The sequence below is a fragment of the Paenirhodobacter sp. genome, assembly GCF_050177655.1.
Classification (GTDB): Bacteria; Pseudomonadota; Alphaproteobacteria; order Rhodobacterales; family Rhodobacteraceae; genus Rhodobacter.
The window spans coordinates 63,916-89,626 of the sequence record NZ_JBFXGV010000005.1 but is presented as its reverse complement, the minus strand read 5'-3'; the positions used below and the strand labels follow the sequence as shown (position 1 = coordinate 89,626).

Sequence of the window (25,711 nt, the reverse complement as noted above, 5' to 3'; positions counted from 1 at the left end):
AAATGGTGGTGAGCCGTATAGGATTCGAACCTATGACCCGCTGATTAAGAGTCAGCTGCTCTACCAACTGAGCTAACGGCCCGCCATTTCGTTTCGCTTCGATATCCCCCGAAGCGATCGGGGTCAAGTGGTGAGCCGTGCAGGATTCGAACCTGCGACCCACTGATTAAAAGTCAGTTGCTCTACCAACTGAGCTAACGGCCCACTTCACAGGGCGCGTCTCTACAAAGCACCATACAGGGGGTCAAGTGGCAAGTGATGAAAAACGTCACGGCGCTGGAAAAAACCCCGGCGGGCGCGTATATCGCCGCCATGATGGATACGCGCCCCTCCCAAGACCTCTCCGGCCTGCCTTTCCTGAAGATGCATGGCCTCGGTAACGATTTCGTGGTGATCGACGCCCGCGCGGGCGACGACCCGGTCACGCCGGCACTCGCGCGCGCGCTGGGCGACCGGCATCACGGCGTCGGCTTCGATCAGCTCGCGGTGATCCGGCCTTCGGACAAGGCCGATTTCACGCTGGAATTCTGGAATTCCGATGGATCGAAGGCGGGGGCCTGCGGCAATGCCACGCGCTGCGTGAGCGACTGGATGATGCATCAGCTTGGCCGCGATTCGCTGCGGCTGGTGACCGAACGCGGCGAGCTGGTCGCGCGGCGGCGTGCGGATGGGCTCGTTTCGGTGAACATGGGGGCGCCGCTGCTCGAGCGCGATCAGATCCCGGTCAACGCCGATCCGATGGCGCTGCCGCTCGAGGGGAGCCCGGTCGCCATCGGTATGGGCAATCCGCATTGCGTCTATTTCGTCGAGAATGCCGAGGCGGTCGATGTCGCCGGGCTTGGCGCGCAGATCGAACGCGATCCGCATTTCCCCGAGCGCACCAATGTCGAATTCGCCTCGATCCTCGGGCCCGACCATCTGCGGATGCGGGTCTGGGAACGCGGCGCGGGAATCACCCTCGCCTGCGGGTCGGGCACCTGCGCCACCGCGGTCGCCGCGCATCTCAAGGGAATCACCGGGCGCCATGTCATCGTCGATGTCGACGGCGGGCGGCTCGAGATCGACTGGCGCGAGGACGGGGTCTGGATGACCGGGCCGACTGCGCTCGTCTTCGAGGGGCGGCTCTCGCCCGAGTTTCTGGCCGGGCTATGAAACCGCCGGTCTTCTCCACCCTCGGCTGCCGTCTCAACGCCTATGAGACGGAGGCGATGAAGGAACTCGCCGAACAGGCGGGGCTGTCGGGGGCTGTCGTGGTGAACACCTGCGCGGTGACCGCCGAGGCGGTGCGCAAGGCGAAGCAGGAGATCCGCCGCCTTGCGCGCGAGAACCCGGGCGCGCCGGTGATCGTGACGGGCTGTGCCGCGCAGACCGAGCCCGAGACCTTCGCCGGGATGCCCGAGGTGACGAAGGTCATCGGCAATCACGAGAAGATGCAGGCGGAAACCTGGGCCGCGCTTACGCCGCAGGGCCCTGATTTCATCGGCGAGACCGAGCGGGTGATGGTCGACGACATCATGTCGGTGCGCGAGACCGCCGGCCATCTGATCGACGGGTTCGGCCGGCATCGTGCCTATGTGCAGGTGCAGAACGGCTGCGATCACCGCTGCACCTTCTGCATCATCCCCTTCGGCCGCGGCAATTCGCGCTCGGTTCCGGCGGGGGTGGTGGTCGAGCAGATCAAGCGCCTCGTCGATCGCGGCTTCAACGAGGTGGTGCTGACCGGGGTCGACCTCACCTCCTGGGGCGCGGATCTGCCCGGCGCGCCGCGGCTTGGCGATCTGGTGATGCGGATCCTGCGGCTGGTGCCCGATCTGCCGCGGCTGCGGATCTCCTCGATCGACAGCATCGAGGCGGACGAGAACCTGATGCTCGCGATCGCGACGGAGTCGCGGCTGATGCCACATCTGCATCTGAGCCTGCAGGCGGGCGACGACATGATCCTGAAGCGGATGAAACGCCGTCATCTGCGCGACGACGCGATCCGCTTCTGCGAGGAGGCGCGCCGGCTGCGCCCGGGCATCCTCTTCGGCGCCGACATCATCGCCGGTTTCCCGACCGAGACCGAGGCGATGTTCGAGAATTCGCTCCGCCTCGTCGACGACTGCGGGCTGACCTTCCTCCATGTCTTCCCCTTCTCGGCGCGCAAGGGCACGCCGGCGGCGCGGATGCCGCGGGTGCATGGCGCGGTCATCAAGGAACGCGCGGCACGTCTGCGGGCAAAGGGGCAGGAGGCGCTCGAACGCCATCTGAGTGCCGAGGTCGGGCAGGAGCGCCTGATCCTGACCGAGGGCGCGCGCGCCGGGCGCACCGAATTCTTCACCGAGGTGGCCTTCGACCGTGACATGCCCGAGGGCACGCTGATGACGGTGCGCATCACCGGCCATGACGGCACGCGGTTGCTGGCCTGAGCGAGGCTCGGGCCGTCGCCGAGGTATTTCCGGCAAGATGAACGGGCGGGGGCTTTTCTTCGCCGCGCCGCGCGTTAGGCTCCGCCCATGCTGTGGATCAACGACACTCTGACAATCGCCGACTGGGAGCTTTCCGAAAGCTTCACCCGCTCGCAGGGGCCGGGGGGGCAGAACGTCAACAAGGTCTCGACCGCGGTCGAGCTGCGTTTCGAGGCGGAGCGCTCGCCGCATCTGACGCCGGCGGTGAAGGCGCGGCTGAAGCGGATCGCGGGGCGGAAATGGACGACCGACGGCGCGATCGTGATCCGCGCCGAGGAAACGCGCAGTCAGTTGCGCAATCGTGACTTGGCGCGGGAGCGTCTGGTGGAGATGATCCGCGCTGCGCTCGTCGCGCCGAAGCGGCGGGTGGCGACGAAGCCGACGCTCGGCTCGCAGCGGCGGCGGCTCAAGGCGAAAACGGTGCGCGGCGAGGTGAAGGCATTGCGGGGCAGGGTGGATGACGAGGACTGAGCGCGGCAGGGGAGAGACCGCCCGATGATCCGTTGGCGCGAGATCGTCTCCGGCCTGCTCGGCCGTCGCCCGAACCACCTGCAGGTCGGCGCGCTCTGCCTGCGCAAGCGCAAGGGGCGGGCGGAGGTTCTGCTGATCTCCTCGCTCGACACCGGGCGGCTGATCATTCCGAAGGGCTGGCCGATGCGCGGCCGCTCGCTGGCCGGGGCGGCGGCGCAGGAGGCTTGGGAAGAGGCCGGGATCCGCGGTCACGTCCGGCACGAACCGCTTGGCAGTTTCTCCTATGAAAAGCAGCGCGACGGCGGACTGGCGCTGCGCTGCGAGGTGCGCGTCTTCGCGATCGAGACCGAAAGCACCGCCGAGCGCTACCCCGAGGCGGGGCGGCGCGAGCGGCTCTGGCTGCACCCGGAGGAAGCGGCGCAAAGGGTCTCCGAGCCCGGGCTGCGCGAGATTATCCGCGCCCTGTGACGATTCCGCCGTTGATCGGCAGGGCCAAACCGGCTACCCCGCCGCGGAATGTGACAGAGTCCTGACAGTTATGTGACGGTCGGGCGAGGGGTGGATATGGCGACGCCGCCGGTGAACCAGTGGAAGACGCTGGACAAGGATCTCAAGCGCATCGGTCTGCTCGAGGAGGCGACGCAATTCGTCGCCCGGCCGCTGGTCGCGCCGGGGCTGGCGCTGGCCTTCATCGTGCTCGCGGGGCTTGCCGCGGGAATCCTGATGGGGGCGCAGGCCGGGCATCTGATCGTCGTCGCGGCGGCGGTGATCGGCGCCTATATGGCGCTGAACATCGGCGCGAACGACGTCGCCAACAACATGGGCCCGGCGGTGGGGGCGAATGCGCTCACGCTCGGCGGGGCGCTGGTGATCGCCGCCGTGTTCGAGACGGCGGGCGCGCTCGTCGCCGGGGGGGACGTGGTCAAGACCGTCTCGACCGGCATCCTCGCGCCGGAGGCTGTGCCCGACGCCGCGCATTTCATCTGGGCGATGATGGCGGCGCTGCTTGCCGCCGCGCTTTGGCTGCATCTGGCGACCTGGCTGGGCGCGCCGGTCTCGACCACGCATTCGATCGTCGGCGGCGTGGTCGGTGCCGGCATCGTCGCCGCCGGCTTCGGCTCGGTGAAATGGGAGGCGATCGGCGCGATCGCCGCGAGCTGGGTGATCTCCCCTATCCTTGGCGGCGTGGTCGCGGCGGCCTTCCTCGCCTTCATCAAGGCGCAGATCATCTATGTCGAGGACAAGATCGCGGCGGCGCGGCGCTGGGTGCCGGTGCTGATCGGGATCATGGCGGGCACTTTCGCCGCCTATCTCGCGATCAAGGGGCTCAAGAAGATCGTCGAAATCGGCCTTGGCGAGGCGGTGCTGATCGGCCTCGCCACCGGTTTCCTGAGCTGGGCGCTTTCGGTGCCGATGGTGCGGCGGCAATCCGAGGGGATGGAGAACCGCAAGAAATCGCTCAAGAAACTCTTCGCGCTGCCGCTCGTCGTTTCGGCGGCGCTGCTCTCCTTTGCCCATGGGGCGAATGACGTGGCGAACGCGGTCGGCCCGCTTGCCGCGATCGTGCATGCGGTCGAGTTCGGCTCGCTCTCCGACAATGTCACGATCCCGCTCTGGGTGATGGTCGTCGGTGCGCTGGGCATCTCCGTCGGGCTGAGCCTCTTCGGTCCGCGGCTGATCCGCCTCGTCGGCTCGGAAATCACCAAGCTCAACCCGATGCGCGCTTTCTGCGTCGCGCTGTCGGCGGCGATCACGGTGATCGTGGCGTCGTGGCTTGGCCTGCCGGTGAGCTCGACGCATATCGCGGTGGGCGCGATCTTCGGCGTCGGCTTCTACCGCGAATGGCATGCGGAACGCCGCGCGCGGCGCCTCGGCCTGCAAAAGGGCAAGCCGGTGCCGCCCGAGGAACGTTCGCGCCGCCTGCTCGTGCGCCGCTCGCATATGCTCACCGTGGCGGCGGCCTGGGTCATCACCGTGCCGGCCTCGGCGGCTCTTTCGGCGCTGCTTTACATGCTGATGAACATGCTCGCCTGAGGCCTGGCCTCAGACGATTACCTCACGCGCCTCCTGCGCGCCGACACCGAAGATGCGCTTGTAGCGCGCGATTTCCTCCGCCGGGCCGGTCGCCTTTTCGGGGTTGTCCGAAAGCTTCACCGTCGGGCGGCCATCGGCCGAGACCGCCTTGCAGACAAGGCTGAAGGGCGCAAGCGCGTCACCCGGCACGAGGCCACGGAAATCGTTTGTCAGCAGCGTGCCCCAGCCGAAGCTGACCTTCACGCGCCCTGCGAAATGCGCGTGCAGCCGCTCGATCTCCTCGACATCGAGCCCGTCGGAGAAGATCACCAGCTTCTCGCGCGGGTCTTCGCCATGCGCCTTCCACCAGGCGATCGCGGTCTCGGTGCTCTCGACCGGATCGCCGGAATCGATGCGGATCCCGGTCCAGCCGGCAAGCCAGTCGGGCGCGCGGTCGAGGAACCCCTTTGTGCCATAGGTGTCGGGCAGGATGATGCGCAGATTGCCCTCATGCTCCTCCTGCCAGTCCTCGAGCACGCGATAGGGCGCCTGGCGCAGCGCGGCCTCGTCCGGGGCCAGCGCGGCATAGACCATCGGCAGCTCATGCGCATTGGTGCCCACCGCCTCAAGGTCACGCCGCATCGCGATCAGGCAATTCGAGGTGCCGGTGAAGGCGCTCCCAAGCCCCTCGACCATCGCCTGCACGCACCAGTCCTGCCACAGGAAGCCATGGCGGCGGCGCGTGCCGAAATCGGCGATCTTGAGCCCCTCGATCTTTTGCAGGCGCTCGATCTTTTCCCAGACCCGCGTCATCGCGCGGGCGTAGAGCACCTGCAGCTCGAAGCGGCGCATGGCGCGCAGCACCGCGCGCGAGCGCAGCTCCATCAGGATCGCCAGCGCCGGGATCTCCCAGAGCATGACCTCGGGCCATTGCCCCTCGAAGGTCAGCTCATACTGGCCGTCGTGCTTTTCGAGGTGATAGGGCGGCAGGCTGAAATTCTCGAACCATTCCATGAAGTCCGGGCGGAACATCTGCCGCTTACCATAGAAGGTATTGCCGCGCAGCCAGGTGCTTTCGCCGCGGGTGAGTCGCAGCCCCCGGGCATAGTCGAGCTGTTCGCGCAGCTCGCCCTCGTCGATCAGATCGGCGAGGCGGATCGACTTCGAGCGGTTGATCAGGCTGAATTTCACCACCGTGTCGGGCTTGTTGCGGAACACCGACTGACACATCAGCAGCTTGTAGAAATCGGTGTCGATCAGCGAGCGCACGATCGGGTCGATCGCCCATTTGTGGTTATAGACGCGGGTGGCGATATCGACCATTTCCGGGCTCCAGCTCATTTCGCGAGGGTCACGCCGGCCGCGACCATCGCCTTGCGCGCGGCCTCGAGCGATCCGTTCAGGTCAATCGCGCGGCAGGCCCCCTCGAGCACGCGCACGGTGAAGCCAAGCTTCGCCGCGTCGATCGCCGACCAGGCGACGCAGAAATCGAGCGCGAGCCCGGTGAAGGTGAGATCGGTCACGCCGCGCTCCCGCAGATAACCGGCAAGGCCGGTGGGGGTGACATGATCGTTTTCGTAAAACGCGGAATAGCTGTCGATCGCGGCGCGAAACCCCTTGCGCAGGATCATGTCGGCCGGGTCGAGCGTGAGCGCGGGATGAAAGGCGGCCCCCGCATTGCCCTGCACGCAATGCGCGGGCCAGAGCGTCTGCGGCCCGTAGGGCATCTCGATCACCGAAAACGGCTCGGCGCTGGGGTGGTTGGAGGCAAAGGAGGAATGGTCCTCGGGGTGCCAGTCCTGGGTCAGAACGGTGACCGGGATCTCCTGCATCAGCGCGTTGATGCGCGGAATGATCTCATCCCCGCCGGCGACGGCGAGCGCCCCGCCGGGGCAGAAATCGTTCTGCACGTCGATCACGATCAGCGCTTCGGTGACTTCGGTCATGGCGCACCCCCTTGTTGTCACAATGGGTAGGGCGCGGGGGCGGCGGGGTCAATCGCGCTTGCGGCGCGGGGGGCTGGCGGATTAGAGGAAATCCATGTTCACCGTCGCCGCGCTCTATCATTTCACCCGCTTCGAAGATCCCGCCGCGCTGAAGGCGCCGCTGGCGAAACTTGCCTGTTCGCAGGGGGTGAAGGGCTCGCTCCTGCTCGCGCGCGAGGGGATCAACGGCACCATCGCCGGCCCGCGCGCCGGCATTGATGCGGTGCTCGCGCATATCCGCGCGCTGCCGGGATGTGCCGGTCTGATCTGGAAGGAAAGCGCGGCCGAGGAGATGCCCTTCGGCCGGATGAAGGTGCGGCTGAAACGCGAGATCGTGACGATGGGGGAACCCGACGTCGATCCGTGCGCGGCGGTCGGCCATTACGTCGAACCCGCCGAATGGAACGCGCTGATTTCGGCCCCCGACGTCGTGGTGATCGACACACGCAACGATTACGAGGTCGAGATCGGCACGTTCGAGGGGGCCATCGAACCGAAAACACGTAGTTTTCGGGAATTCCCGGAATGGTGGAAAGAAAACGCCGGGCGCTTTCACAACAAGCGGGTCGCGATGTTTTGCACCGGCGGCATCCGCTGCGAGAAATCGACGAATTACCTGCTCTCGCAGGGCGTCGAGGAGGTCTTTCACCTTCGCGGCGGGATCCTGAAATACCTTGAGGAGGTGCCCGAGGCGGAAAGCCTCTGGCAGGGCGACTGTTTCGTTTTCGACGGGCGCGTGAGCCTGCGCCACGGGCTGGTGCAGGGCGATTACGACAGCTGTCACGCCTGTCGGCGGCCGCTGTCAGCGGCGGACAAGCTGCACCCGGAATTCGAGCCCGGGGTCAGCTGTCACCGCTGTCTCGGAGAGTATTCCGACGCCGATCGCGCGCGGTTCCGCGAGCGCGAGCGGCAGATGCGTCTGGCCGCTGAGCGCGGCGCGACGCATCTGGGCGCGCCTCACTTGCCGCAGGACTGAGTGGCCAGGCTGCACAGCTGCGTCACTTGCGCCTCTTGGCTCGGGAAGTCGAGGCGCGGAATGTCGGCGGAGAAGCCGCCGGCCAGAACCGGCATGGAGGTCAGCGTGACAAGGGCGAGGCTCAGGGCGATGCGTTTCATGGTCAGGCTCCGATATTGAACCGTTTCGTTCACTTCTCGTCATATGAACCGAGTCGTTCAGTTTTTCAAGAGAAACTGAACTCGTCAGTTCAGAAAACCCGGCTTGCATGTACTGCATGGCCTGATAACTTAGAAATATTCTAAAAGAGGACGTGTCATGATCCCCGGTTTCGCCTCTCGCCGCCGTTTCTCGGAGCTTTCCGAGCAGGAGGTTCTGGCCCTCGCGATCTCCTCGGAAGAGGACGACGCGCGGATCTACCGCACCTATGCGGAATACCTGCGCAAGGATTACCCCGGCTCTGCCGCGATCTTCGAGGGCATGGCCGCGGAGGAAGACCACCACCGCCAGATGCTGATCGACCGCCATCGCGCGCGCTTCGGCGAGGTGATCCCGCTGATCCGGCGCGAACATGTCGCGGGCTTCTACGCGCGCAAGCCGGTCTGGCTGGCGAAGAACCTCTCGCTCGACGCGATGCGCGGCGAGGCGGAGGCGATGGAGCGCGAATCGCACAACTTCTACACGCTCGCGGCGCAACGCACCGCGGATGCGGCGACGCGCAAGCTGCTCGGCGATCTCGCCGCGGCCGAGATGGGCCATGAGAAGAAGGCCGAGGCGCTGACGAAGGAAAACCTGCCCGAGGATGTGAAGGAGGAGGAAGACCGCGCCGCCTATCGCCAGTTCATCCTGACCTGGGTGCAGCCGGGGCTCGCCGGGCTGATGGATGGTTCTGTCTCGACGCTCGCGCCGATCTTCGCCACCGCCTTCGCCACGCAGAACTCGCATACCACGTTGCTCGTCGGCCTTGCCGCCGCGACCGGTGCGGGCATCTCGATGGGCTTCACCGAGGCGGCGCATGACGACGGCGTCATCTCTGGCCGCGGCTCGCCGATCAAGCGCGGCCTCGCCTCGGGCGTGATGACGGCGCTGGGCGGTCTTGGCCATGCGCTGCCCTATTTCATCCCCGAGTTCTGGACGGCGACGACGGTGGCGATGATGGTCGTCTTCGTCGAGCTCTGGGTGATCGCCTGGATCCAGAACAAATACATGGAAACGCCGATCCTGCGCGCCGTGGTGCAGGTGGTGATCGGCGGCGCTCTGGTCTTTGCCGCGGGGGCGCTGATCGGGGGCGGCTGACGCCCCGCACTGGTGCGGCGCAGGCGCGCATGCTAGCCCTGTGCCATGCTGGCGATTTTTCTCAAGACGCTTCCGTTCTTCGGCCTGATCGGGCTTGGCTGGTTCGCCGGCCGGATCCGGTTTTTCCCGCCGGAAGCCACCGCCTGGCTGACGAAATTCGTCTTCTACTTCGTGCTTTCGGCGATGCTCTTCCGCTTCACCGCGACGCTGCCGATCGAGGAGCTTTTCGATCCCGCCTTCTTCGCCGCCTATCTCACCGGATCGGGGGCGGTCTGGCTGATCGGCTTTGCCGTGGCGCGGATGCAAAGCCGCCCGCTCGCCGAGGCCGCGATGGAGGCGCATACCGCGATGACCGGCAACACCGGGTTTCTTGGCGTGCCGATGCTCGTCGTGCTGCTCGGGCCGAAGGCGGCGGGGCCGGTGCTGATGGTGCTGGCCGCCGACATGATCGTGTTTTCCTCGCTGATCACGATGGTCATCACCGCGGCACGGCACGGGCGCATCGCCCTCGTGCCGCTGGCGCTGGGCCTCGTGCGCAATCCGATGATCGTCTCGATGCTGGCCGGTCTCGCCTGGGCGGGGCTGCATCTGCCGATGCCCGCGCCGCTCTCCGAATTCGTCACGCTGCTTGGCGCCGCTGCCACGCCGGGCGCCCTTTTCGCGATCGGCGCCTCGCTTGCCGGAAAATCGGCCGAGCGGGTCGGCCCCGCGCTCTGGCTTTCCGCGGCCAAGCTCTTCCTGCATCCGGCGGCGGTCGCGCTTTGCGCGCTCGTGCTCTTCCCGGTCGAGCCCTTCGCCGCGGGCGTGATGATCGCCGCCGCCGCGCTGCCCGTCGCCGGCAATGTCTATATCCTCGCCACCCATTTCGCCGTCGCCCCGCAGCGGGTCTCGACCGCGATCCTGATCTCGACCGCTTTCAGCATCCTCACCATTCCCGGCGTCATCGCCTGGGTCACGCGATAGGAGTTCCCATGCGCACGATTTCCGAAAACAAGTGCTTCGGCGGGATGCAGGGCGTCTATGCCCATGCTTCCGAGGCGACCGGCACCGAGATGACCTTCGGCCTCTTCCTGCCCGCCGAGGCCGAGGATCGGCCGGTGCCGGTGCTCTGGTATCTCTCGGGGCTGACCTGCACGCATGAGAACGCGATGGTGAAGGCCGGCGCGCAGCGCTACGCCGCCGAGCATGGCGTCGCGCTCGTCTTCCCCGACACTTCGCCGCGCGGCGAGGGCGTGCCGAATGACGACGCCTATGATCTCGGCCAGGGCGCGGGGTTCTACGTCAACGCGACCGAGGCGCCCTGGGCCGAGCATTTCCAGATGTGGGACTATGTCGCCGAGGAGCTGCCGCGGATCATCACCGCGAGCTTCGAGATCGACGAGGAGCGGCAGGCGATCACCGGCCATTCGATGGGCGGGCATGGCGCGCTGACCCTCGCGATGAGCCTGCCGGGGCGGTTCCGCTCCGTCTCCGCCTTCGCGCCGATCGCGCAGCCCACGGCGAGCGACTGGGGCCGCAAGCAGCTTGGCGCCTATCTCGGCGCGGACGAAAGCACATGGCTCGCCCATGACGCGACGCATCTGATGCGCGAGCGTGGCTTCGACGGCGAGGTTCTGGTCGATCAGGGCGCCTCGGATCAGTTCCTCGATCTGCTGCGCCCCGAGGCGCTGGCGCAGGCGATGGCCGCGCGCCGCCAGCCCGGGCTCTTCCGCATGCAGGCGGGCTATGATCACAGCTATTTCTTCGTCTCGACCTTCATCGCCGATCACGTTGCCTTCCACGCCGAGGCGCTCTGGCAGTGATCTGGGTCGATGCCGATGCCTGCCCGGTGAAGGAGGAGGCCGAGCGCGTGGCGACGCGGCTGCGGCTGCGTATCGCCTATGTCTCGAACGGCGGGCTGCGCCCCTCGCGCAATCCGCTTGTCGAGATGGTCTATGTCGCGCAGGGGCCGGACGAGGCCGACAAATACATCGCCGAACGCGCCGGGCGCGGCGATGTCGTCATCACCAACGACATTCCGCTCGCCGCGAAATGCGTTGCGGCGGGGGCGCGCGTGCTGCGCCCCGATGGCGAGGCGCTGACCGAGGCGAATATCGGCAATGTCCTCGCGATGCGCGATCTGATGGCCGATCTGCGCTCGGCCGATCCGTTCCGGCAGGGCGGGGGGCGGCCCTTTACAAAGGCGGACCGCGGGCATTTCATGCAGGCGCTCGAACGGGCGGCGCAGGCGGCGATGAGGGAAGCGAATGGTTGAGGCGGTGATCTTCGACATCGGCAATGTGCTGATCGAATGGCAGCCCGAACGCTATTACGACGCGATCATGCCGCGCGCCGAGCGCGAGGCGATGTTCGCCGAGGTCGATCTGCACGCGATGAACGACATCATCGACAGCGGCGGCCCGTTTCGCGAAACGATCTACGACTGGGCCGAGAAGTATCCGCGCTGGGCGGACAAGATCCGCCTTTGGCACGACGACTGGATCAAGATGGCCGCGCCCGAGATCCCGCGCTCGGTGCGGCTCCTGCAGGCCCTGCGCGCCAAGGGCATCCCGGTGTTTTCGCTGACGAATTTCGGCATCGGCTCGTTCGATTACGCCTGCGGCTTCTACCCGTTTCTGCGCGCGTTCGACCGGCCCTATGTCTCGGGCCACATGGGCGTGACGAAGCCCGATCCGAAGATCTACGAGATGCTCGAGGCGGACAGCGGGCTTTCCGGCGCGCAGCTCCTCTTCACCGACGATCGCGCCGACAATATCGCCACCGCGCATATGCGGGGTTGGAAGACGCATCTCTTCGAGGGGCCGGGCGGCTGGGCTGCGCGCCTCGTGGCCGAAGGGCTGCTGACGGAAAGGGAAGCGCAATGAGCATCGACCTCGTCGGGCCGCAGGCGGAACGCTATCTCGACTGGATCACGCTGACCGAGGCCTTCGAGGCCGGCCATCGCCTGCCGCGCGCCGAGGTTGCCGATACATTCCTTTATCGCGGCAAGGACACGCTGCTCACCCGCTCCGCCTGGATCTCGGGCCTCGGCCTCGCGGTGAAGGCGGCTTCTGTCTTTCCTGGAAATCCCGAAGCCGGGCGCGCGCTCGTCAACGGCACGGTCAATCTGCTCAACGACGAGACCGGTCTGCTCGAGGCGCTTGTCGATTTTGCGCTGGTGACGAAATGGAAGACGGCGGGCGACAGCCTGCTCGCCGCGCGCCGCCTCGCCCGGCCCGAGGCGCGCGAGATTCTGATCTGCGGCGCAGGTCATATCGCCGGCGCGATGATCGAGGCCTATTCCGCGGCCTTCCCCGAGGCGCGTTTCACGATCTGGAACCGCACGCGGCTCACCGCCGAAGCGCTCGCCGCGCGCACCGGCGCCCATGTCGCCGACGATCTCGAAACCGCGGCGCGCCGGGCCGAGATCATCGCCTGCGCGACGATGGCGACCACGCCCTATCTGCGCGGCGACTGGCTGACGCCCGGCACCCATGTCGATCTGATCGGCGCCTATCGCCCCGACATGCGCGAAGCGGATGACGCCGCGCTGCGCCGTGCGCGGATCTTCTGCGACAGCCGCGCGACGACGGTCGAGCATATCGGCGAATTCCGCGATCCGATCGCGCGCGGGGTGATGGCGGAGGCCGATATCGTCGCCGATTTCTACGATATCGAGGCGGGGCTTTTTACCCGCAGCTCGCCCGAGGAAATCACGCTGTGCAAGAACGGCGGCGGCGCGCATCTCGATCTGATCTGCGCGCAATACATCCTTCAAACCTGGCGCCAGAAGCGCGGCTGAGGCGCCTTTGACTGCGGTGGAATGAGTATTTGGACCAAGAAAAAGCACATGGTCTTTTCCTGGTTCAAATACCCCCGCCGGAGGCGTCCGACTTTGCCAGAGGCGCTCAGGCCCGTTTCGCGACCGCGACGCCCAGCAGTTCGAGCACCTTTGCCTCGATATCCGAGGCGCCCATCTTCGCGCTCGCATACATGTCCTCGGCATTGGCGTGGTCGATGAAGGTGTCGGGCAGCACCATCGAACGGAAGCGATAGCCGCGATCGAAGACGCCCTTCTCGGCCAAGAGCTGCGCGACATGGCTGCCGAAGCCGCCGATCGCGCCCTCCTCGATGGTGATCAGCGCCTCGTGCTCGGCGACGAGGCGCAGGATCAGCTCCTCGTCGAGGGGCTTGGCAAAGCGCGCATCGGCCACGGTGGGGGCAAGCCCGCGGGCGGCAAGCGCCTCGCGTGCCTTCAGCACTTCGGAAAGACGGGTGCCGAAGCTCAGGATCGCGACGCGCGCGCCTTCGGCCACGATCCTGCCTTTGCCGATCTCGAGCGGAATGCCGCGCTCGGGCATGTCGACGCCCATTCCCTCGCCGCGCGGATAGCGGAAGGCGATCGGCCCTGCGTCATGCGCGGCCGCGGTGGCGACCATGTGGACAAGCTCGGCCTCGTCGGCGGCAGCCATCACCACCATGCCGGGCAGGCTCGACATGAAGCCGATGTCGTAGCTCCCCGCATGCGTCGCGCCATCGGCGCCGACGAGCCCTGCGCGGTCGATGGCAAAACGCACCGGCAGGCGCTGGATCGCGACGTCATGCACGATCTGGTCGTAGCCGCGCTGCAGGAAGGTCGAGTAGATCGCGCAGAAGGGTTTCATCCCCGCCGCGGCAAGCCCGGCAGAGAAGGTCACCGCATGCTGCTCGGCGATGCCCACGTCAAAGCAGCGGCGCGGGAAGCGTTCGGCAAACAGGTTCAGCCCGGTGCCATCGGGCATCGCCGCGGTGATCGCGACGATCTTCTCGTCGCGCTCCGCCTCGCGGATCAGGCTCTCGGCGAAGACCTTGGTATAGCTCGGCGCGTTCGAGGGCGCCTTCACCTGCACCCCGGTCGCCACGTCGAAACGGTTCGTCGCATGGCCGCCATCGGGGCGGCTTTCGGCGGGGGCGTAGCCCTTGCCCTTTTTCGTCAGCACATGGATCAGCACCGGGCCGGTCGCCCGCGCCTTGAGCATGCGCAAAAGCGGAAGCAGCGCGTCGAGGTCATGGCCGTCGACCGGGCCGACATAGGTGAAGCCCAGCTCCTCGAAGAGGGTGCCGCCCATCGCCATGCCCTTGAGCATTTCCTTCGCCCGCCGCGCGCCTTCCTGGAAGGGCTCGGGCAAGAGGCTCACGGCGCCCTTGGCGACCGCCTTCAGATCCTGCATCGGGCTTTCGGCGTAAAGCCGGGTGAGGTAGCGCGAGAGCGCGCCGACCGGCGGGGCGATCGACATCTCGTTGTCGTTGAGCACGACGAAGACGCGCTTGCCCAGATGCCCGGCGTGGTTCAGCGCCTCGAAGGCCATGCCGCCGGTGAGCGCGCCATCGCCGATCACCGCAATCGCGTCGCCGGTTTCCGCGCCAAGCTCGCGCGCCATCGCAAAGCCAAGCGCCGCCGAGATCGAGGTCGAGCTGTGGCCGGCACCGAAGGCGTCATAGGGGCTTTCCGACCGCTTGGTGAAGCCCGAAAGCCCGCCTTTCGCGCGCAGCGTGCGGATGCGGTCACGCCGCCCGGTCAGGATCTTGTGCGGGTAGCATTGATGCCCGACGTCCCAGATGATCTTGTCGCGCGGCGCGTCGAAGACCGCCTGCAGCGCGACGGTCAGCTCGACCACGCCAAGCCCGGCGCCCAGATGCCCGCCGGTGACCGAGACGGCCGAGATCGTCTCGGCGCGCAGTTCCGCGGCGAGTTTCTTCAGCTCGGCGTCGGAAAGCGCCTTGAGGTCGGAGGGCAGATGCACCCGGTCGAGGATCGGGGTCTTCGGGGTCTCGCTCATGCGCTGGTATCCCGTATCACTTTTCGCGCGCGATAACGTAACGCGCCGCTTCCCGCAAGTTTTCTGCCTTTGCGCCATAAGGTGCAAGGGCGGCTTCGGCCTCGGCGACAAGCGCGGCGGCGCGGGCCTTCGCGCCATCAAGGCCAAGGAGCGAGACGAAGGTCGCCTTGCCCGCCTCGGCATCCTTGTGCAGCCGCTTGCCCGCGGCCTCCTCCGAACCCTCGACGTCGAGGATGTCGTCGGCGATCTGGAAGGCAAGGCCGAGCGCCTTCGCATAGGCGGCGAGCGGCGCGCGATCGGCACCCGCCAGGATCGCCCCGGCCTGCGCCGCAAAGGAGATCAGCGCCCCGGTCTTGCCCGCCTGCAATTCGGTGATCTCGGCCAGCGTCAACGGCGCCGCGGCGGTTTCCGCCGCGATGTCGAGCGCCTGGCCATAGACCATCCCCGCCGCGCCCGAGGCCTGCGCCAGCGCCGCGACAAGCGCGATGCGATTTTCGGCGCCCCCAAGCGCGGGATCGGCGCAAAGCTGGAAGGCAAGCGTCTGCAGCGCGTCACCGGCCAGAACCGCCGTCGCCTCGTCCCATTTCACATGCACCGTGGGCTGGCCGCGGCGCAGATCGTCGTTATCCATGCAGGGCAGGTCGTCATGCACGAGCGAATAGGCATGCAGTGCTTCGACCGCCGCCGCCGCGGGCATCGCCGCCGCTTCGCCAATGCCGAAAAGCGCGGCCGATTCGAGCACGAGAAAGGCGCGCAACCGCTTGCCGCCACTTGCCGCATAGGCCATCGCGTCGCGCAGCGGCGTTTCGGGATGGGCCGCGATCGCCTGCGCCAGCGCGCCCTCGACCGCCGCCTGCACGTCCTTCAACCGTTCGGAAAACATCACAGCCCTTCGACCGGCACGCTGCCCGTGGGCTGACCGCCCTCGCCCAGCGTGATCTTCTCGACCCGCTCCTCGGCCTGCTTGAGCAGCATGGCACAGCGCTCCTTCAGCGCCGCGCCGCGCTCGTAAAGCCGGATCGAGGCATCGAGCGGCACCTCGCCGCGTTCGAGCTGGTTCACCACCTGCTCGAGTTCCTTCATCGCCTGCTCGAAGCTCAGCGTCGCAATCTCGGTGGGGGTCTCGCTCATCGCATCCTCCTGTCGCGTCTCGGGATGCCACGGACGGAGGCGGCGCGCAATAGAAAGGGCCGCGTGCCTTTGGCAGCGGCCCCCGAGATCTACGGAGATGGTCCGGTTAGGGTCTGGATCAGATCCTCCGTCCCAGCCAGGGTTCTAGACCCTAGGGGTTGCCCTCAGGCCTCGGCCCCCCTGACTGTCCCGACACTTCTCTCCAATATCACTCTAGACACTGGACCACCTCCTTTCATGCGTTGCCGATAAGGGTAGGGTGGCACAGATTTGGTGTATGGCAAGTTAAATTACGCAACGCTTGGCCGCGCACGCCACACAATTGCCCGATAAGGCGTCAAAGCGATCAAAGCGAGGGCGATTTTTACACACCAATCGGCCGTCGCGAGCGAGATCCAGAGCGGAACCTGCGGCCCGAAACCCAGAAGCGGCAGCGTCTCGTTCGCCCAGGCGACGTCATTCGCGGGGTCGATCCAGACGAGGCTCATCGAAAAGGCGGTGGTGAAGAAGATCGCGGTATCGAGGCTGGCGCCGATCAGCGTGGAGATCAGCGGCGCCTTCCACCAGCGGTCGCGCCGCAGCAGGTTGAAGACGGTCACATCGGTGAGCTGCGCGGCCAGGAAGGCCGCGCCGGAGCCGATCGCGACACGCAGCGTCACCAGCGGGCCGAACTCGCCCATGATCTGCGAGCCGATCAGCGAACAGATCACGCCGACGACGAAACCGGAGACCACGACGAAGCGCGCGGCCCGCGCGCCCTGCAGCCGGTTGGTCACGTCGGTGACGAGGAAGGCGAAGGGATAGGTGAAGGCACCCCAGGTCAGCCATTGGCCGAACAGGTGCTGCACGAGGATGTTGGAGGCCACCACGATGATGGCCATGGCAAGAATGCCGGGCAGGAAGCGTTTCATGAGGACACCGTTTTTACATGGTCGCGGAGACATGGTCCGGGGATCCGGACAGGCGCGGCGGATACGCCTGCGGGGCGCGCGGGTCAAGTGAAACCGCAGCTGCGCCTACTTTCCGAGCCGATATTCCACGAATTCGGTGGTCTGGAAGAAGTTCTGATTGTCGTCGGAAATCATCGTGAGCCGGATCGCCCCGGTCGCGTCGCGCCAGAGCGCGATCCCCTCGAGATTGTCATAGGTGCCCGGCAGCGTCTCGAGCAGCACCTCGCCGCCGCTGATCCGGTCGCCGCGGATGTCGAACACCTGGATCCGGGTGCGGAACCCCAGAAGCCCCCAGAAATCGCGCTCGAGCAGGTAGAACCGCCCGTCGGGGCCGAAATCGGCGCCGACCGGCAGCCAGCTGCCCGCGCGCGGGATCGAGAAGGGCTGATCCCATTTGCCGTTCCGATAGCGCCAGACGGGGAAGGGGGCGGCGGTGGCGCCCGAGCGCTCCGGCATCGTGTAGAGCGTGCCGTCGGGCGCGATCGCCAGCGCCTCGAGCGAGGAGTTGGTCTGCATCTGCCTGAAGGCCTCGGGGCGCGGAAGGCGCTCGGCGGGGCCGTCGTCGCGCGGGTAATGCGCGACGCGGGCGATCCCCTCGAAGGAGATGTAGACGCTGCCGTCGGGCGCCATGGCGAGCCCTTCGGAATCGCCCGTCGCCCCCTTCAGCACCTTGCCGGAACTGTCGTGCAGCACCACCGGGCCCGCGGTCTCGACCCCGGTGATCCGGCCCTCCGCGTCGCGGTTCAGGTGCCCGCGCCAGATCGTGGCGCGATCGGACTGGGTGATGAAATCGCGCCCGTCGTCGGAGAGTTCGAGCCCGGAGAAGCCGCCGAAGCTCGGCTCCGACCGTTTCCAGACATAGGTCTGAACGAAGCTCAATGCGTTGTCGCCGCGTGCGCCGGCATGGCCGGCGTGAAAGAGCCCTCCGACGCCGATCAGCACCCCGAACGCGAGCGCGCTCAGGGCGAGGCGAGGATGGTGCGGCATTCGGCGGGGAGATCCGACATCACATAGGTCTTGGCGCTTTTCGGCGGCGGGCCGGTCCGCTTCGGTTTCTTCGGCGGGTGGCGCAGCTCTTCGAGATAGGTGGTCACCCACCAGTTCAGCGTGTCGTCGCAGCCGTCGCCGCCCTTCGACAGCTCGGCCACGGTGGGTTTCTGCACCTGGCAGAGCGGCGATCCGGCGGGGCATTTCAGGCGCACGTGGAAATGCACGTTGTGGCCGTAGATCGGGCGGATCTTCTGCAGCCAGGCGCGATCGCCCCTCGGCGCGGCATTGCACATCGCGATCTTCGCCGCGGCGGCGACGAAAATGCGGTCGACCCGCGGGTCGGAGGCGGCGGCACGCAGCAGCGCCATGTGCTGCGGCGTCCAGTTGCCGTTCACCCGGGTCTGGTCCTCGGTGCGGATCGAGATCGAGCCGATGCTTTCGCGCGCGCTCCGGCTGAGGTCGAGCCGCTTCGGCGGCAGCATCCAGATATCGGCGTCGAGGCCGATCTGGTGGCTGGCGTGGCCGCCGGTCATCGGGCCGCCGCGCGGCTGGCTGATGTCGCCGATATAGAGGCCCTTCCAGCCGGGCAGGCTGGCGGCGAAGCGCGAGAGATCCTCGAGATAGGCGATCATCTCGGGCTGGCCGTAATAGCGGTTGCGGCCAAGTCGCATCGCCTGCCAGGTCGGCCCGCTTTCCGGCAGCGCGACAAGCCCCGCGGCGCACCCGCGCGCATAGGTGCCGACCGGCTGGCTGTCGCCCCGGCTTGGCGCCTGCACCGCGCCGAAGAGCTGCCGCGCGAGCGGCTCGGCCGCGGCGGGCAGGGCGGCAAGGGCGAGCGTGAGCGCGATGGCGGTCGAACGGAAGATACTCATACGGTCGGTTGGTCCTCGGCTACGGGGCGCGGATCGCCCTTCGATCGCACGAAGCCTAGCAGGACAAGACCGATGACGAAAAGCACGATGATGGGAGTGATGCCGATCGACTGGTCGGAGGAGATCTGAGTCATCACCCCGATCGCGATCGGCGCGATGAAGGCCGTGGCCTTGCCTGTGAGCGCGTAGAGGCCGAAATGCTCGGTGATCTTCTCGGGATCGGCCTGCCGCACCATCATCGTGCGCGAGGCCGATTGCAGCGCGCCGCCACCGGCCCCGATCAGCCCGCCCATGACGTAGAAGGCGATGTCGGGGAGATGGCTTTCCGGCCCCACCGCGATGCCGAAGACGCCGTCGCGATGGATGAAGACGACGCCGACGACGACCGCGGTAAGCAGGATCAGGTTGAACACGATCACCGCCATCGGGCCGAACCGGTCATCCGCCTTGCCGCCGAGCCAGGCGAAAAGCGCGCCGGTGATCGTGCCGAGGATGCCGAAGATGCCGATCTGCATGATCGACCAGTCGAGCACCCCTTTCGCGTAGAGCCCGCCGAAAGTGTAGATCCCGTTCAGCGCGTCGCGATAGAGCATCGAGGCGATCAGGAAGGCGAAGAGCGAGCGACGCTTCGGCAGGCCCTTCAGCGTTGCGCGCAGCTCGGGCCAGGCCTCGCGCGCGGCGCGCGGCACCGAGATCGCGCCCGGGTGCCGCGGCTCGCGCACCCAGAGGAAGAAGGGGATCATGAAGACCGCATACCACACCGCAGTGAGCGGTCCGACGACGCGGGTGTCCTCGCGCGTGGCCGGGTCGAGGCTGAACATCGGCGGCAGGCCGACGAGCGTGTGCCCGGTCTTCGGGTTCACCTGCAGGAGCGTCAGCATGATGATCAGGCACAGCATGCCGCCGACATAGCCGAAGGCCCAGCCCGAGCCGGAGACCTTGCCGATCTGCTCGCGCGGGGCGAGGTCGGGCAGCATCGCATTGGTGAAGGTGGTGGCGAATTCCATCCCGATCATGCCGATCGCGAAGGAGGTCATGATCAGGATCAGGTTGAAATTGCCGGGCTCGGCATACCAGAGCCCCCAGGCGCCGAGCACATACATCAGCGAGAAGAGCCAGATGAAGGGCATGCGCCGGCCGGAGCGGTCGGCGATCGCGCCGAGGAAGGGCGAGGCGAGGGCGATCACGATGCCGGCAAGACCGACGCCATAGCCCCAGACCGTCTGCGCGGTGGTGCCGGAGCCGAGCAGATCCTCCATGAAGGGGGCAAAGATGAAGGTGATGAGCAGCGTGTTATAGGGCTGGCTCGCCCAGTCGAAGAACCACCAGCCCCAGATCCGTTTGCGCGTCGTGATCATGCCGTCCCCCTGAGATCCCTCACGCGCGATGAAGCCCGAAACCCCGGGGCGGCGCAAGGGCGCGATTGGGGGGTCAGATCTGCGGCGGCCAGGGGCGTTCGTGATCGGCGGCGATCCAGTGCTTCACCCAGTCGGGCAGCTCGGGGCTCTCGCCGTGATGACCCATCGCCTCCACCACGCTTTGCGGCGGCACGATCCCGGCGGGCGAGGTCACCGCGGCACGCACCAGAAGGTGGTTGCAGCACTCTTCGCCGCGCCACATCGCCTGTTCCATGTAGACGAAGCGATGATCCCAGCCGATGCAGCGCGAGCGCATCTCGAAACGCTGCATCATCGTGATCCGCTTGCGGTAGCGCGTGGTGTTGCCGGCGACGACGATGCCCCAGCGATTGGCGATCAGCGCCTTGTTCAGCCCCGCCCGCTGCGCAAGCGAGATCCGCCCAAGGTCGAACAGCGTCAGCGTGCGACCGTTGTTCAGATCCTTCCAGGGGTCGATGTCCCAGGGCCAGGCGATATGCCGGGTCACCACCGTGTCCAGAATGTCGATCGGCCCCTCGCGCGATGTCGCGAGCGCCTTCACCATGCGGATAATCGGATACATATGCGCCTCCCTCGCGCCAACGTGCCGCAGTGCAGCGGCAAGGGCAATCGCTACGTCGCGGCAAATGCCGCGTTTGCGCAGGTTGCATGAGGGGCCGTGCTGGCTTACCTCTGCGGGGCATCACCGGAGGTTCGCATGACCGCGCTCGCGCTGCCCTACAATCTGCTGATGGCGATCGACCTGCTTTTGCAGCTGGTCTGGTACGTCATCCTCGCCCATGTGATCATGAGCTGGCTGATCGGTTTTCAGGTGCTGAACCTGCGCCAGCCGTTCGTCGCGCAGGTCTGGTATTTCCTCAACCGCGCGCTTGAGCCGATCTATGGGCCGCTGCGCCGGATCATCCCGGCGACGCCCGGGCTCGACCTGACGCCGCTCGTCGCCTTCTTCATCATCATCCTGCTGCGCCGGCTGCTCTTCGGGCTCTGACGATGCCCGGGGACGTCGCCACGCCAGAGGCGCTGCTCGCCTCCGTCTTCGGTTTTCATGCCTTCCGCCCCGGGCAGGAGGAGATCGTGCGCGCCGTGCTCGCCGGGCGCGACACACTGGCGATCATGCCGACGGGCGGCGGGAAATCCCTGTGTTTCCAATTGCCTGCGCTGTGCCTGCCGGGGCTGACCGTGGTCATCTCGCCGCTGATCGCCTTGATGCGCGATCAGGTGCGGAGCCTGCGCGAGGCGGGGGTGGAGGCGGGCGCGCTCACCTCCGGCAATACCGAGGAGGAGACCGAGGCAGTCTTCGCCGCGATCGACGCGGGGCGGCTGAAACTCCTCTACATCGCACCCGAACGCCTTGCTTCGGGCGCCACGCTGAACCTCCTGCGCCGCGCGGGCACCCGGCTCATCGCGGTGGACGAGGCGCATTGCGTCAGCCAGTGGGGCCATGATTTCCGCCCCGATTACCTGCGCATCGGCGATCTGAAACGCACGCTCGGCGTGCCGCTCGCCGCCTTCACCGCCACTGCCGACGAGGAAACCCGCGCCGAGATCGTGACGCGGCTTTTCGAGGGGCGAGCGCCGGAAACCTTCCTGCGCGGCTTCGACCGGCCGAACATCCACCTCGCCTTCGCGCCGAAGGATCAGCCGCGCCGGCAGATCCTCGACTTCGCGGCGGCGCGGCGCGGGCAGTCGGGCATCGTCTATTGCGGCACCCGCGCGAAGACCGAGGCGCTCGCCCAGGCGCTGAACGAGGCGGGGCATCCGGCCTGTTTCTATCACGGCGGGATGGAGGCGGAAGATCGTCGCGTGGTCGAGACGCGGTTCCAGCGCGAGGACGGGTTGATCGTCGTCGCCACCGTCGCCTTCGGCATGGGGATCGACAAGCCCGACATCCGCTGGGTCGCCCATGCCGATCTGCCGAAGTCGATCGAGAGCTATTATCAGGAGATCGGCCGCGCCGGGCGCGATGGCGCGCCCGCCGAGACGCTGACGCTCTATGGCCCCGACGACATCCGCTATCGCCGCCAGCAGATCGACGAGGGCCTCGCCCCGCCCGAGCGCAAGGCCGCCGATCACGGCAGGCTCAACGCGCTTCTGGGCCTCGCCGAGGCGACCGGATGCCGACGGCAGAACCTGCTTGGCTATTTCGGCGAAAGTTCCGGGCCCTGCGGCAATTGCGATCTTTGCGAGCATCCGCCCGAGCTTTTCGATGGCACAGACGCGGTGCGCAAGGCGCTTTCGGCCGCGCTGCGCACCGATCAGAGCTATGGCGCCGGCCACCTGATCGAGATCCTGCTCGGCCAGACGAATGACCGGATCCGTGCGCGCGGGCATGACCAGCTGCCGACCTTCGGCGTCGGGCGCGAGCTGAGCCGGCCCGAATGGCAGGCGGTGTTTCGCCAGATCCTCGGCCATGACCTGATGCGCCCCGATGTCGAGCGGCACGGCGCGCTGGTGATGACCGAACGCGCGCGGCCGATCCTGCGCGGCGAGGAGCGGATCACGCTGCGCCGCGATCTGGTGCGGCGCAATCGTTCGAAACCGGTGGCGAAGGCGCTGGTGGCGGAGGAGGACGCGCCGCTGCTCTCGGCGCTGAAGGCGAAGCGGCGCGCGCTGGCCGAGGCGGCGGGGCTGCCGGCCTATATGATCTTTCCGGACCGCACGCTGATCGAGATGGCCGAGGCGCGGCCCGGCACGCTCGACGCGATGGCGCGGGTGAACGGGGTCGGCGCGAAAAAGCTCGAAAGCTATGGCGCGGCCTTCCTCGAGGTGATCGCGGGGGCGGGCAGCGCCGAGGAGCTGCACCCGGCGCGGATGAAACTCGCCGGTCGCGCCGAGGGCGAGCTTTTCGACCGGCTCGCGGCGGCGCAGCTCGCTCTGGTGCGCGGGGAGGACGGGCAGGATCGCTACCTCAGCTGCACGCAGACCACCCTGCGCCGGATCGCCGAGGTCAAACCGGCGAGCCGCGCCGATCTCGAGCGGATCGGTGGGCTGGGCGAGGCGAAACTCGCGCGGTTCGGCGATGCCTTCCTTGCGCTGATCGCGGATTATCGCTGATCATCCTGCCGCGGCCTCGGGCGCGACCGGGCGCACGCCTTCGGGCGCGCAGGCGAGGATGCGCTCGGCGATCGCGGCCTTCTTCAGCGGCTTGGTGAGATAGTGGTCGACCCCGGCGGCAAAGATCGACTCGCTGTCGCCATCCATCGCATGGGCGGTGAGCGCACAGATCGGCACATGCTGATCGGTGCCGAATTCCGCGGCGCGGATCGCGCGCGTCGCCTCCCGCCCGTCCATCTCGGGCATCGAGATGTCCATGAAGATCAGGTCGGGCGCGAAACTGCGCCAGAGCGCCACCGCCTCGCGCCCGTCGCCCGCGAAGCGCAGCTCGATGTCGAAATCCTTCACCATCTTGCCGAAGACGAGCTGGTTGGTACGGTTGTCCTCTGCCGCGAGCACGCGCATCTGGCGTTTCAGCACGGGCGGCGGCGGGGGCGCAACGGGGGCTGGCTCGGGCTCAGGCTCGGGGGCCGAGAGTTTCTGCAGCATCCGGAAGAGATCGGAGCGCAGCACCGGTTTTTCGAGACAGCCGACGAGCGAGCAATGCGTTTGCGCGGCCTCCAGCGCCTCCTTGTCGGAGGTCAGCAGCAGGATCGGCGTGGTGATGCCGCGGGCTTGCAACCGTTCGGCCAGCTCGACGCCGTCGAGATCGGGCATCCGGTGATCGGTCAGCACGAGATCGAAGCTCGCCCCCTCGTCGATCACCTTCAGCGCCTCCGCAGCGTTGCGGCAGAGCGTCACCTCGAGGCCGTAGGTCTCGAGCTGGCGCTCGAGGATCACGCGGTTGACGAGCAGATCGTCGACCACCAGCGCAGCATGCAGCGTGATCGGCGGCATCGGTTCGTCGATCGGGTCCATCGGTTCGGCGCGCGGCACGGTGATGCGGAAGCCGAAGCACGACCCTTCCCCCAGCACGCTGTCGACCCAGATCGCGCCGCCCATAAGCTCGACGAGCTGACGGGTGATCGCGAGGCCGAGGCCGGTGCCCTCGAACTTGCGGTTCGAGGCGCTCTCGACCTGGTTGAACTCGCCGAAGACATGCTCGACATTGTCCCGCGCGATGCCGATGCCGGTGTCTTCGACGGTGATGTGCAGCTCGTATTTCGCGGCGTCCCGCTCAAACCCGACGACACGGGCGAGGACATGGCCGGTCTCGGTGAATTTCACCGCATTGCCGATCAGATTGGTGAGGATCTGCCGCATCCGGCCCGGGTCGGCGACGAAGCGCGTGGGCAGGAACAGGTCGTAATCGACGAGCAGCTTGACCCCCTTGTCCTTCGCCGAGGGTTGCAGCAGCACCATGATCTCGTGGATGCAGCGTTCGAGATCGAAGACCTCGGGATAGAGGCGCAGCCGCTCCGCCTCGATCTTCGAGTAGTCGAGCACGTCGTTGATGATCGTCAGCAGCGCCTCGCCCGAGGAGCGGATCGTTTCGGCGTAGAGTTTCTGCTCCTCCGTCAGGCTGGTTTCGGCGAGCAGCTCGGCCATGCCGACGACGCCGTTCATCGGCGTGCGGATCTCGTGGCTCATGTTCGCGAGGAAGGCGGATTTCGCGCGATTCGCGGCCTCCGCCTTGCGGCGCGCCTCCTCGAGTTCCGCCTCTCGCGCGATCATATGGGTGATGTCCTGCGACAGGCAGACGAGATCGCCGCCGTCGCCCCAGCGGTCGATCAGCTTGATATGGCGGCCCGATTGCGTCTGCACCACGAAGGGTTCGATATGTTCGGAGCGGATCCGCGCGACCATGTCGTGATGCCAGTCGATCGGATCGCGCCCGGCCATGTCGACCATGTGATGTTCGGCGACGATGCGCAGAACCGCGTCGTAGGTCACCCCGGCGCTGATCGCGATCTCGCCCTGAAAGAAGGAGAGATAGGCCCGGTTCGCGACGACGAGGCGCAGATCGCTGTCATAGACGGCGAAGCCGTCGCGGATCGTTTCGAGCGCGTCCCAAAGGCGGCGCTGGGCGATCAATGCGACGGAATTGGCGCGTTCGAGGTCGATGCGGACCTTCGAATTCTCGCCCTTGAGCGATTCGGCCTCGGTGAGGGCGCGTTGCAAGCCGCTGCGCTGCGCGACGATCTGATCCGAAAGCGATCGGGCATGCTGCGCCAGCTTCTGGTTCGCTGCGAAAAGCTCCCGCTTCTTCTGTTCGAGAAGCCGCTCCGCCGCGAGCCGCGCGCGCCGCTCCTGCGCCAATTTCTCCACCATGCTGGCGTGCATCGCCCGCGCCTGTCCCTGACTGGTCCGTTCGGGGCAGCTTCGCATCTGCGGGTGAATTTAGCCTTAATGTCGTTCAGCGTGATTGATCGCCATCGCCGGGCATGAGACGATCCGGGCACTGTCTGGAGG

Annotated in this window: 26 protein-coding genes and 2 tRNA genes; 14 read left to right on the top strand and 14 right to left on the bottom strand. The window is 67.0% G+C overall.

Translation table 11 applies throughout. The features are described 5' to 3' along the window. Positions 1–6: 6 nt before the first annotated feature. Positions 7–82 (bottom strand) — tRNA-Lys (locus AB7U46_RS03925). Between the two features lie 46 nt (positions 83–128). Next, positions 129–204 (bottom strand) — tRNA-Lys (locus tag AB7U46_RS03920). 108 nt (positions 205–312) lie between these two features. Here AB7U46_RS03920 and dapF point away from each other — a divergent pair. The 5 genes from dapF (at position 313) to AB7U46_RS03895 (ending at position 4,952) form a co-directional block, all read left to right on the top strand. After that, positions 313–1,152, top strand: a complete 840-nt coding sequence (gene dapF, locus AB7U46_RS03915; RefSeq protein WP_428335668.1) for a diaminopimelate epimerase — start codon at positions 313–315, stop codon at positions 1,150–1,152. Then, positions 1,149–2,408, top strand: a complete 1,260-nt coding sequence (mtaB, locus tag AB7U46_RS03910) for a tRNA (N(6)-L-threonylcarbamoyladenosine(37)-C(2))-methylthiotransferase MtaB (RefSeq protein ID WP_428335626.1) — start codon at positions 1,149–1,151, stop codon at positions 2,406–2,408. The genes dapF and mtaB overlap by 4 nt, the downstream gene beginning before the upstream one ends. A gap of 87 nt (positions 2,409–2,495) precedes the next feature. Further along, the gene (arfB, locus tag AB7U46_RS03905) at positions 2,496–2,918 is read left to right on the top strand and encodes an alternative ribosome rescue aminoacyl-tRNA hydrolase ArfB (protein ID WP_428335625.1); all 423 of its coding nucleotides are present in this window, start codon (positions 2,496–2,498) and stop codon (positions 2,916–2,918) included. A 24-nt stretch (positions 2,919–2,942) separates the two neighbouring features. Beyond that, entirely contained in the window at positions 2,943–3,386 is a 444-nt protein-coding gene (locus AB7U46_RS03900; protein WP_428335624.1) for an NUDIX hydrolase, read from the top strand. Between the two features lie 96 nt (positions 3,387–3,482). After that, positions 3,483–4,952 carry an inorganic phosphate transporter gene (locus AB7U46_RS03895; protein WP_428335623.1) on the top strand — a complete coding sequence of 490 codons (1,470 nt, stop codon included), beginning with the start codon at positions 3,483–3,485 and terminating at the stop codon, positions 4,950–4,952. Between the two features lie 9 nt (positions 4,953–4,961). Here AB7U46_RS03895 and pncB read toward each other — a convergent pair whose 3' ends face one another. After that, a complete protein-coding gene (gene pncB, locus AB7U46_RS03890) occupies positions 4,962–6,254 on the bottom strand; it encodes a nicotinate phosphoribosyltransferase (protein WP_428335622.1) in 1,293 nt (430 codons plus the stop codon). A 14-nt stretch (positions 6,255–6,268) separates the two neighbouring features. Further along, positions 6,269–6,877 carry a bifunctional nicotinamidase/pyrazinamidase gene (pncA, locus tag AB7U46_RS03885; RefSeq protein WP_428335621.1) on the bottom strand — a complete coding sequence of 203 codons (609 nt, stop codon included), beginning with the start codon at positions 6,875–6,877 and terminating at the stop codon, positions 6,269–6,271. A gap of 94 nt (positions 6,878–6,971) precedes the next feature. On the opposite strand from pncA, the gene AB7U46_RS03880 reads away from it, so the two are divergent. Beyond that, the gene (locus tag AB7U46_RS03880) at positions 6,972–7,892 is read left to right on the top strand and encodes a rhodanese-related sulfurtransferase (protein WP_428335620.1); all 921 of its coding nucleotides are present in this window, start codon (positions 6,972–6,974) and stop codon (positions 7,890–7,892) included. On the opposite strand, the gene AB7U46_RS03875 is transcribed toward AB7U46_RS03880, so the two are convergent. Then, complete coding sequence (locus AB7U46_RS03875) at positions 7,874–8,032, bottom strand: hypothetical protein (protein ID WP_428335619.1); 159 nt, start codon at positions 8,030–8,032, stop codon at positions 7,874–7,876. The two genes, AB7U46_RS03880 and AB7U46_RS03875, sit on opposite strands and share 19 nt — an antisense overlap. A gap of 157 nt (positions 8,033–8,189) precedes the next feature. On the opposite strand from AB7U46_RS03875, the gene mbfA reads away from it, so the two are divergent. Genes mbfA through AB7U46_RS03845 form a run of 6 tightly spaced genes read left to right on the top strand, consistent with a single transcriptional unit; the run spans position 8,190 to position 12,948 of the window. Then, on the top strand, positions 8,190–9,167 hold the full coding sequence (gene mbfA / locus AB7U46_RS03870; RefSeq protein ID WP_428335618.1) for an iron exporter MbfA: 978 nt from the start codon (positions 8,190–8,192) through the stop codon (positions 9,165–9,167). A gap of 45 nt (positions 9,168–9,212) precedes the next feature. Continuing rightward, on the top strand, positions 9,213–10,130 hold the full coding sequence (locus tag AB7U46_RS03865) for an AEC family transporter (RefSeq protein ID WP_428335617.1): 918 nt from the start codon (positions 9,213–9,215) through the stop codon (positions 10,128–10,130). Between the two features lie 8 nt (positions 10,131–10,138). Continuing rightward, positions 10,139–10,969 (top strand): S-formylglutathione hydrolase, encoded by an 831-nt coding sequence (fghA, locus tag AB7U46_RS03860; protein WP_428335616.1) that lies wholly within the window; start codon positions 10,139–10,141, stop codon positions 10,967–10,969. Continuing rightward, on the top strand, positions 10,966–11,421 hold the full coding sequence (locus AB7U46_RS03855; protein ID WP_428335615.1) for a YaiI/YqxD family protein: 456 nt from the start codon (positions 10,966–10,968) through the stop codon (positions 11,419–11,421). Before fghA ends, AB7U46_RS03855 begins: the two co-directional genes overlap by 4 nt. Next, positions 11,414–12,031, top strand: a complete 618-nt coding sequence (locus AB7U46_RS03850) for an HAD family hydrolase (RefSeq protein ID WP_428335614.1) — start codon at positions 11,414–11,416, stop codon at positions 12,029–12,031. The genes AB7U46_RS03855 and AB7U46_RS03850 overlap by 8 nt, the downstream gene beginning before the upstream one ends. After that, positions 12,028–12,948 (top strand): ornithine cyclodeaminase family protein, encoded by a 921-nt coding sequence (locus AB7U46_RS03845; protein WP_428335613.1) that lies wholly within the window; start codon positions 12,028–12,030, stop codon positions 12,946–12,948. The genes AB7U46_RS03850 and AB7U46_RS03845 overlap by 4 nt, the downstream gene beginning before the upstream one ends. 106 nt (positions 12,949–13,054) lie before the next feature. Here the strand turns inward: AB7U46_RS03845 and dxs are convergent, their stop codons facing one another. From dxs to AB7U46_RS03805, 8 genes are all read right to left on the bottom strand, one after another. After that, positions 13,055–14,965, bottom strand: coding sequence for a 1-deoxy-D-xylulose-5-phosphate synthase (gene dxs, locus AB7U46_RS03840; RefSeq protein ID WP_428335612.1), 1,911 nt, complete (start codon positions 14,963–14,965; stop codon positions 13,055–13,057). 16 nt (positions 14,966–14,981) lie between these two features. Beyond that, positions 14,982–15,848, bottom strand: a complete 867-nt coding sequence (locus AB7U46_RS03835) for a polyprenyl synthetase family protein (RefSeq protein ID WP_428335611.1) — start codon at positions 15,846–15,848, stop codon at positions 14,982–14,984. After that, positions 15,848–16,096: an exodeoxyribonuclease VII small subunit gene (locus tag AB7U46_RS03830; RefSeq protein WP_428335610.1), complete on the bottom strand. Its 249-nt coding sequence runs from the start codon at positions 16,094–16,096 to the stop codon at positions 15,848–15,850. Before AB7U46_RS03830 ends, AB7U46_RS03835 begins: the two co-directional genes overlap by 1 nt. A 290-nt stretch (positions 16,097–16,386) precedes the next feature. Then, the gene (locus tag AB7U46_RS03825) at positions 16,387–17,007 is read right to left on the bottom strand and encodes a queuosine precursor transporter (protein ID WP_428335609.1); all 621 of its coding nucleotides are present in this window, start codon (positions 17,005–17,007) and stop codon (positions 16,387–16,389) included. Positions 17,008–17,112: 105 nt separating this feature from the next. Continuing rightward, on the bottom strand, positions 17,113–18,033 hold the full coding sequence (locus AB7U46_RS03820; protein WP_428335608.1) for an esterase-like activity of phytase family protein: 921 nt from the start codon (positions 18,031–18,033) through the stop codon (positions 17,113–17,115). Then, positions 18,006–18,902: a penicillin-insensitive murein endopeptidase gene (gene mepA, locus AB7U46_RS03815; protein WP_428335667.1), complete on the bottom strand. Its 897-nt coding sequence runs from the start codon at positions 18,900–18,902 to the stop codon at positions 18,006–18,008. Before mepA ends, AB7U46_RS03820 begins: the two co-directional genes overlap by 28 nt. A 2-nt stretch (positions 18,903–18,904) precedes the next feature. After that, positions 18,905–20,266, bottom strand: a complete 1,362-nt coding sequence (locus tag AB7U46_RS03810; protein ID WP_428335607.1) for an MFS transporter — start codon at positions 20,264–20,266, stop codon at positions 18,905–18,907. Positions 20,267–20,339: 73 nt separating this feature from the next. Next, on the bottom strand, positions 20,340–20,867 hold the full coding sequence (locus AB7U46_RS03805) for an acyl-CoA thioesterase (protein WP_428335606.1): 528 nt from the start codon (positions 20,865–20,867) through the stop codon (positions 20,340–20,342). Positions 20,868–21,002: 135 nt separating this feature from the next. Here AB7U46_RS03805 and AB7U46_RS03800 point away from each other — a divergent pair, with 135 nt between their 5' ends. Next, the gene (locus AB7U46_RS03800; RefSeq protein ID WP_428335605.1) at positions 21,003–21,293 is read left to right on the top strand and encodes a YggT family protein; all 291 of its coding nucleotides are present in this window, start codon (positions 21,003–21,005) and stop codon (positions 21,291–21,293) included. A gap of 2 nt (positions 21,294–21,295) precedes the next feature. Continuing rightward, positions 21,296–23,359: a DNA helicase RecQ gene (gene recQ, locus AB7U46_RS03795; RefSeq protein ID WP_428335604.1), complete on the top strand. Its 2,064-nt coding sequence runs from the start codon at positions 21,296–21,298 to the stop codon at positions 23,357–23,359. Here the strand turns inward: recQ and AB7U46_RS03790 are convergent, their stop codons facing one another. Then, the gene (locus AB7U46_RS03790; RefSeq protein ID WP_428335603.1) at positions 23,360–25,582 is read right to left on the bottom strand and encodes a response regulator; all 2,223 of its coding nucleotides are present in this window, start codon (positions 25,580–25,582) and stop codon (positions 23,360–23,362) included. It lies immediately after the preceding gene. Between the last annotated feature and the right edge of the window lie 129 nt (positions 25,583–25,711).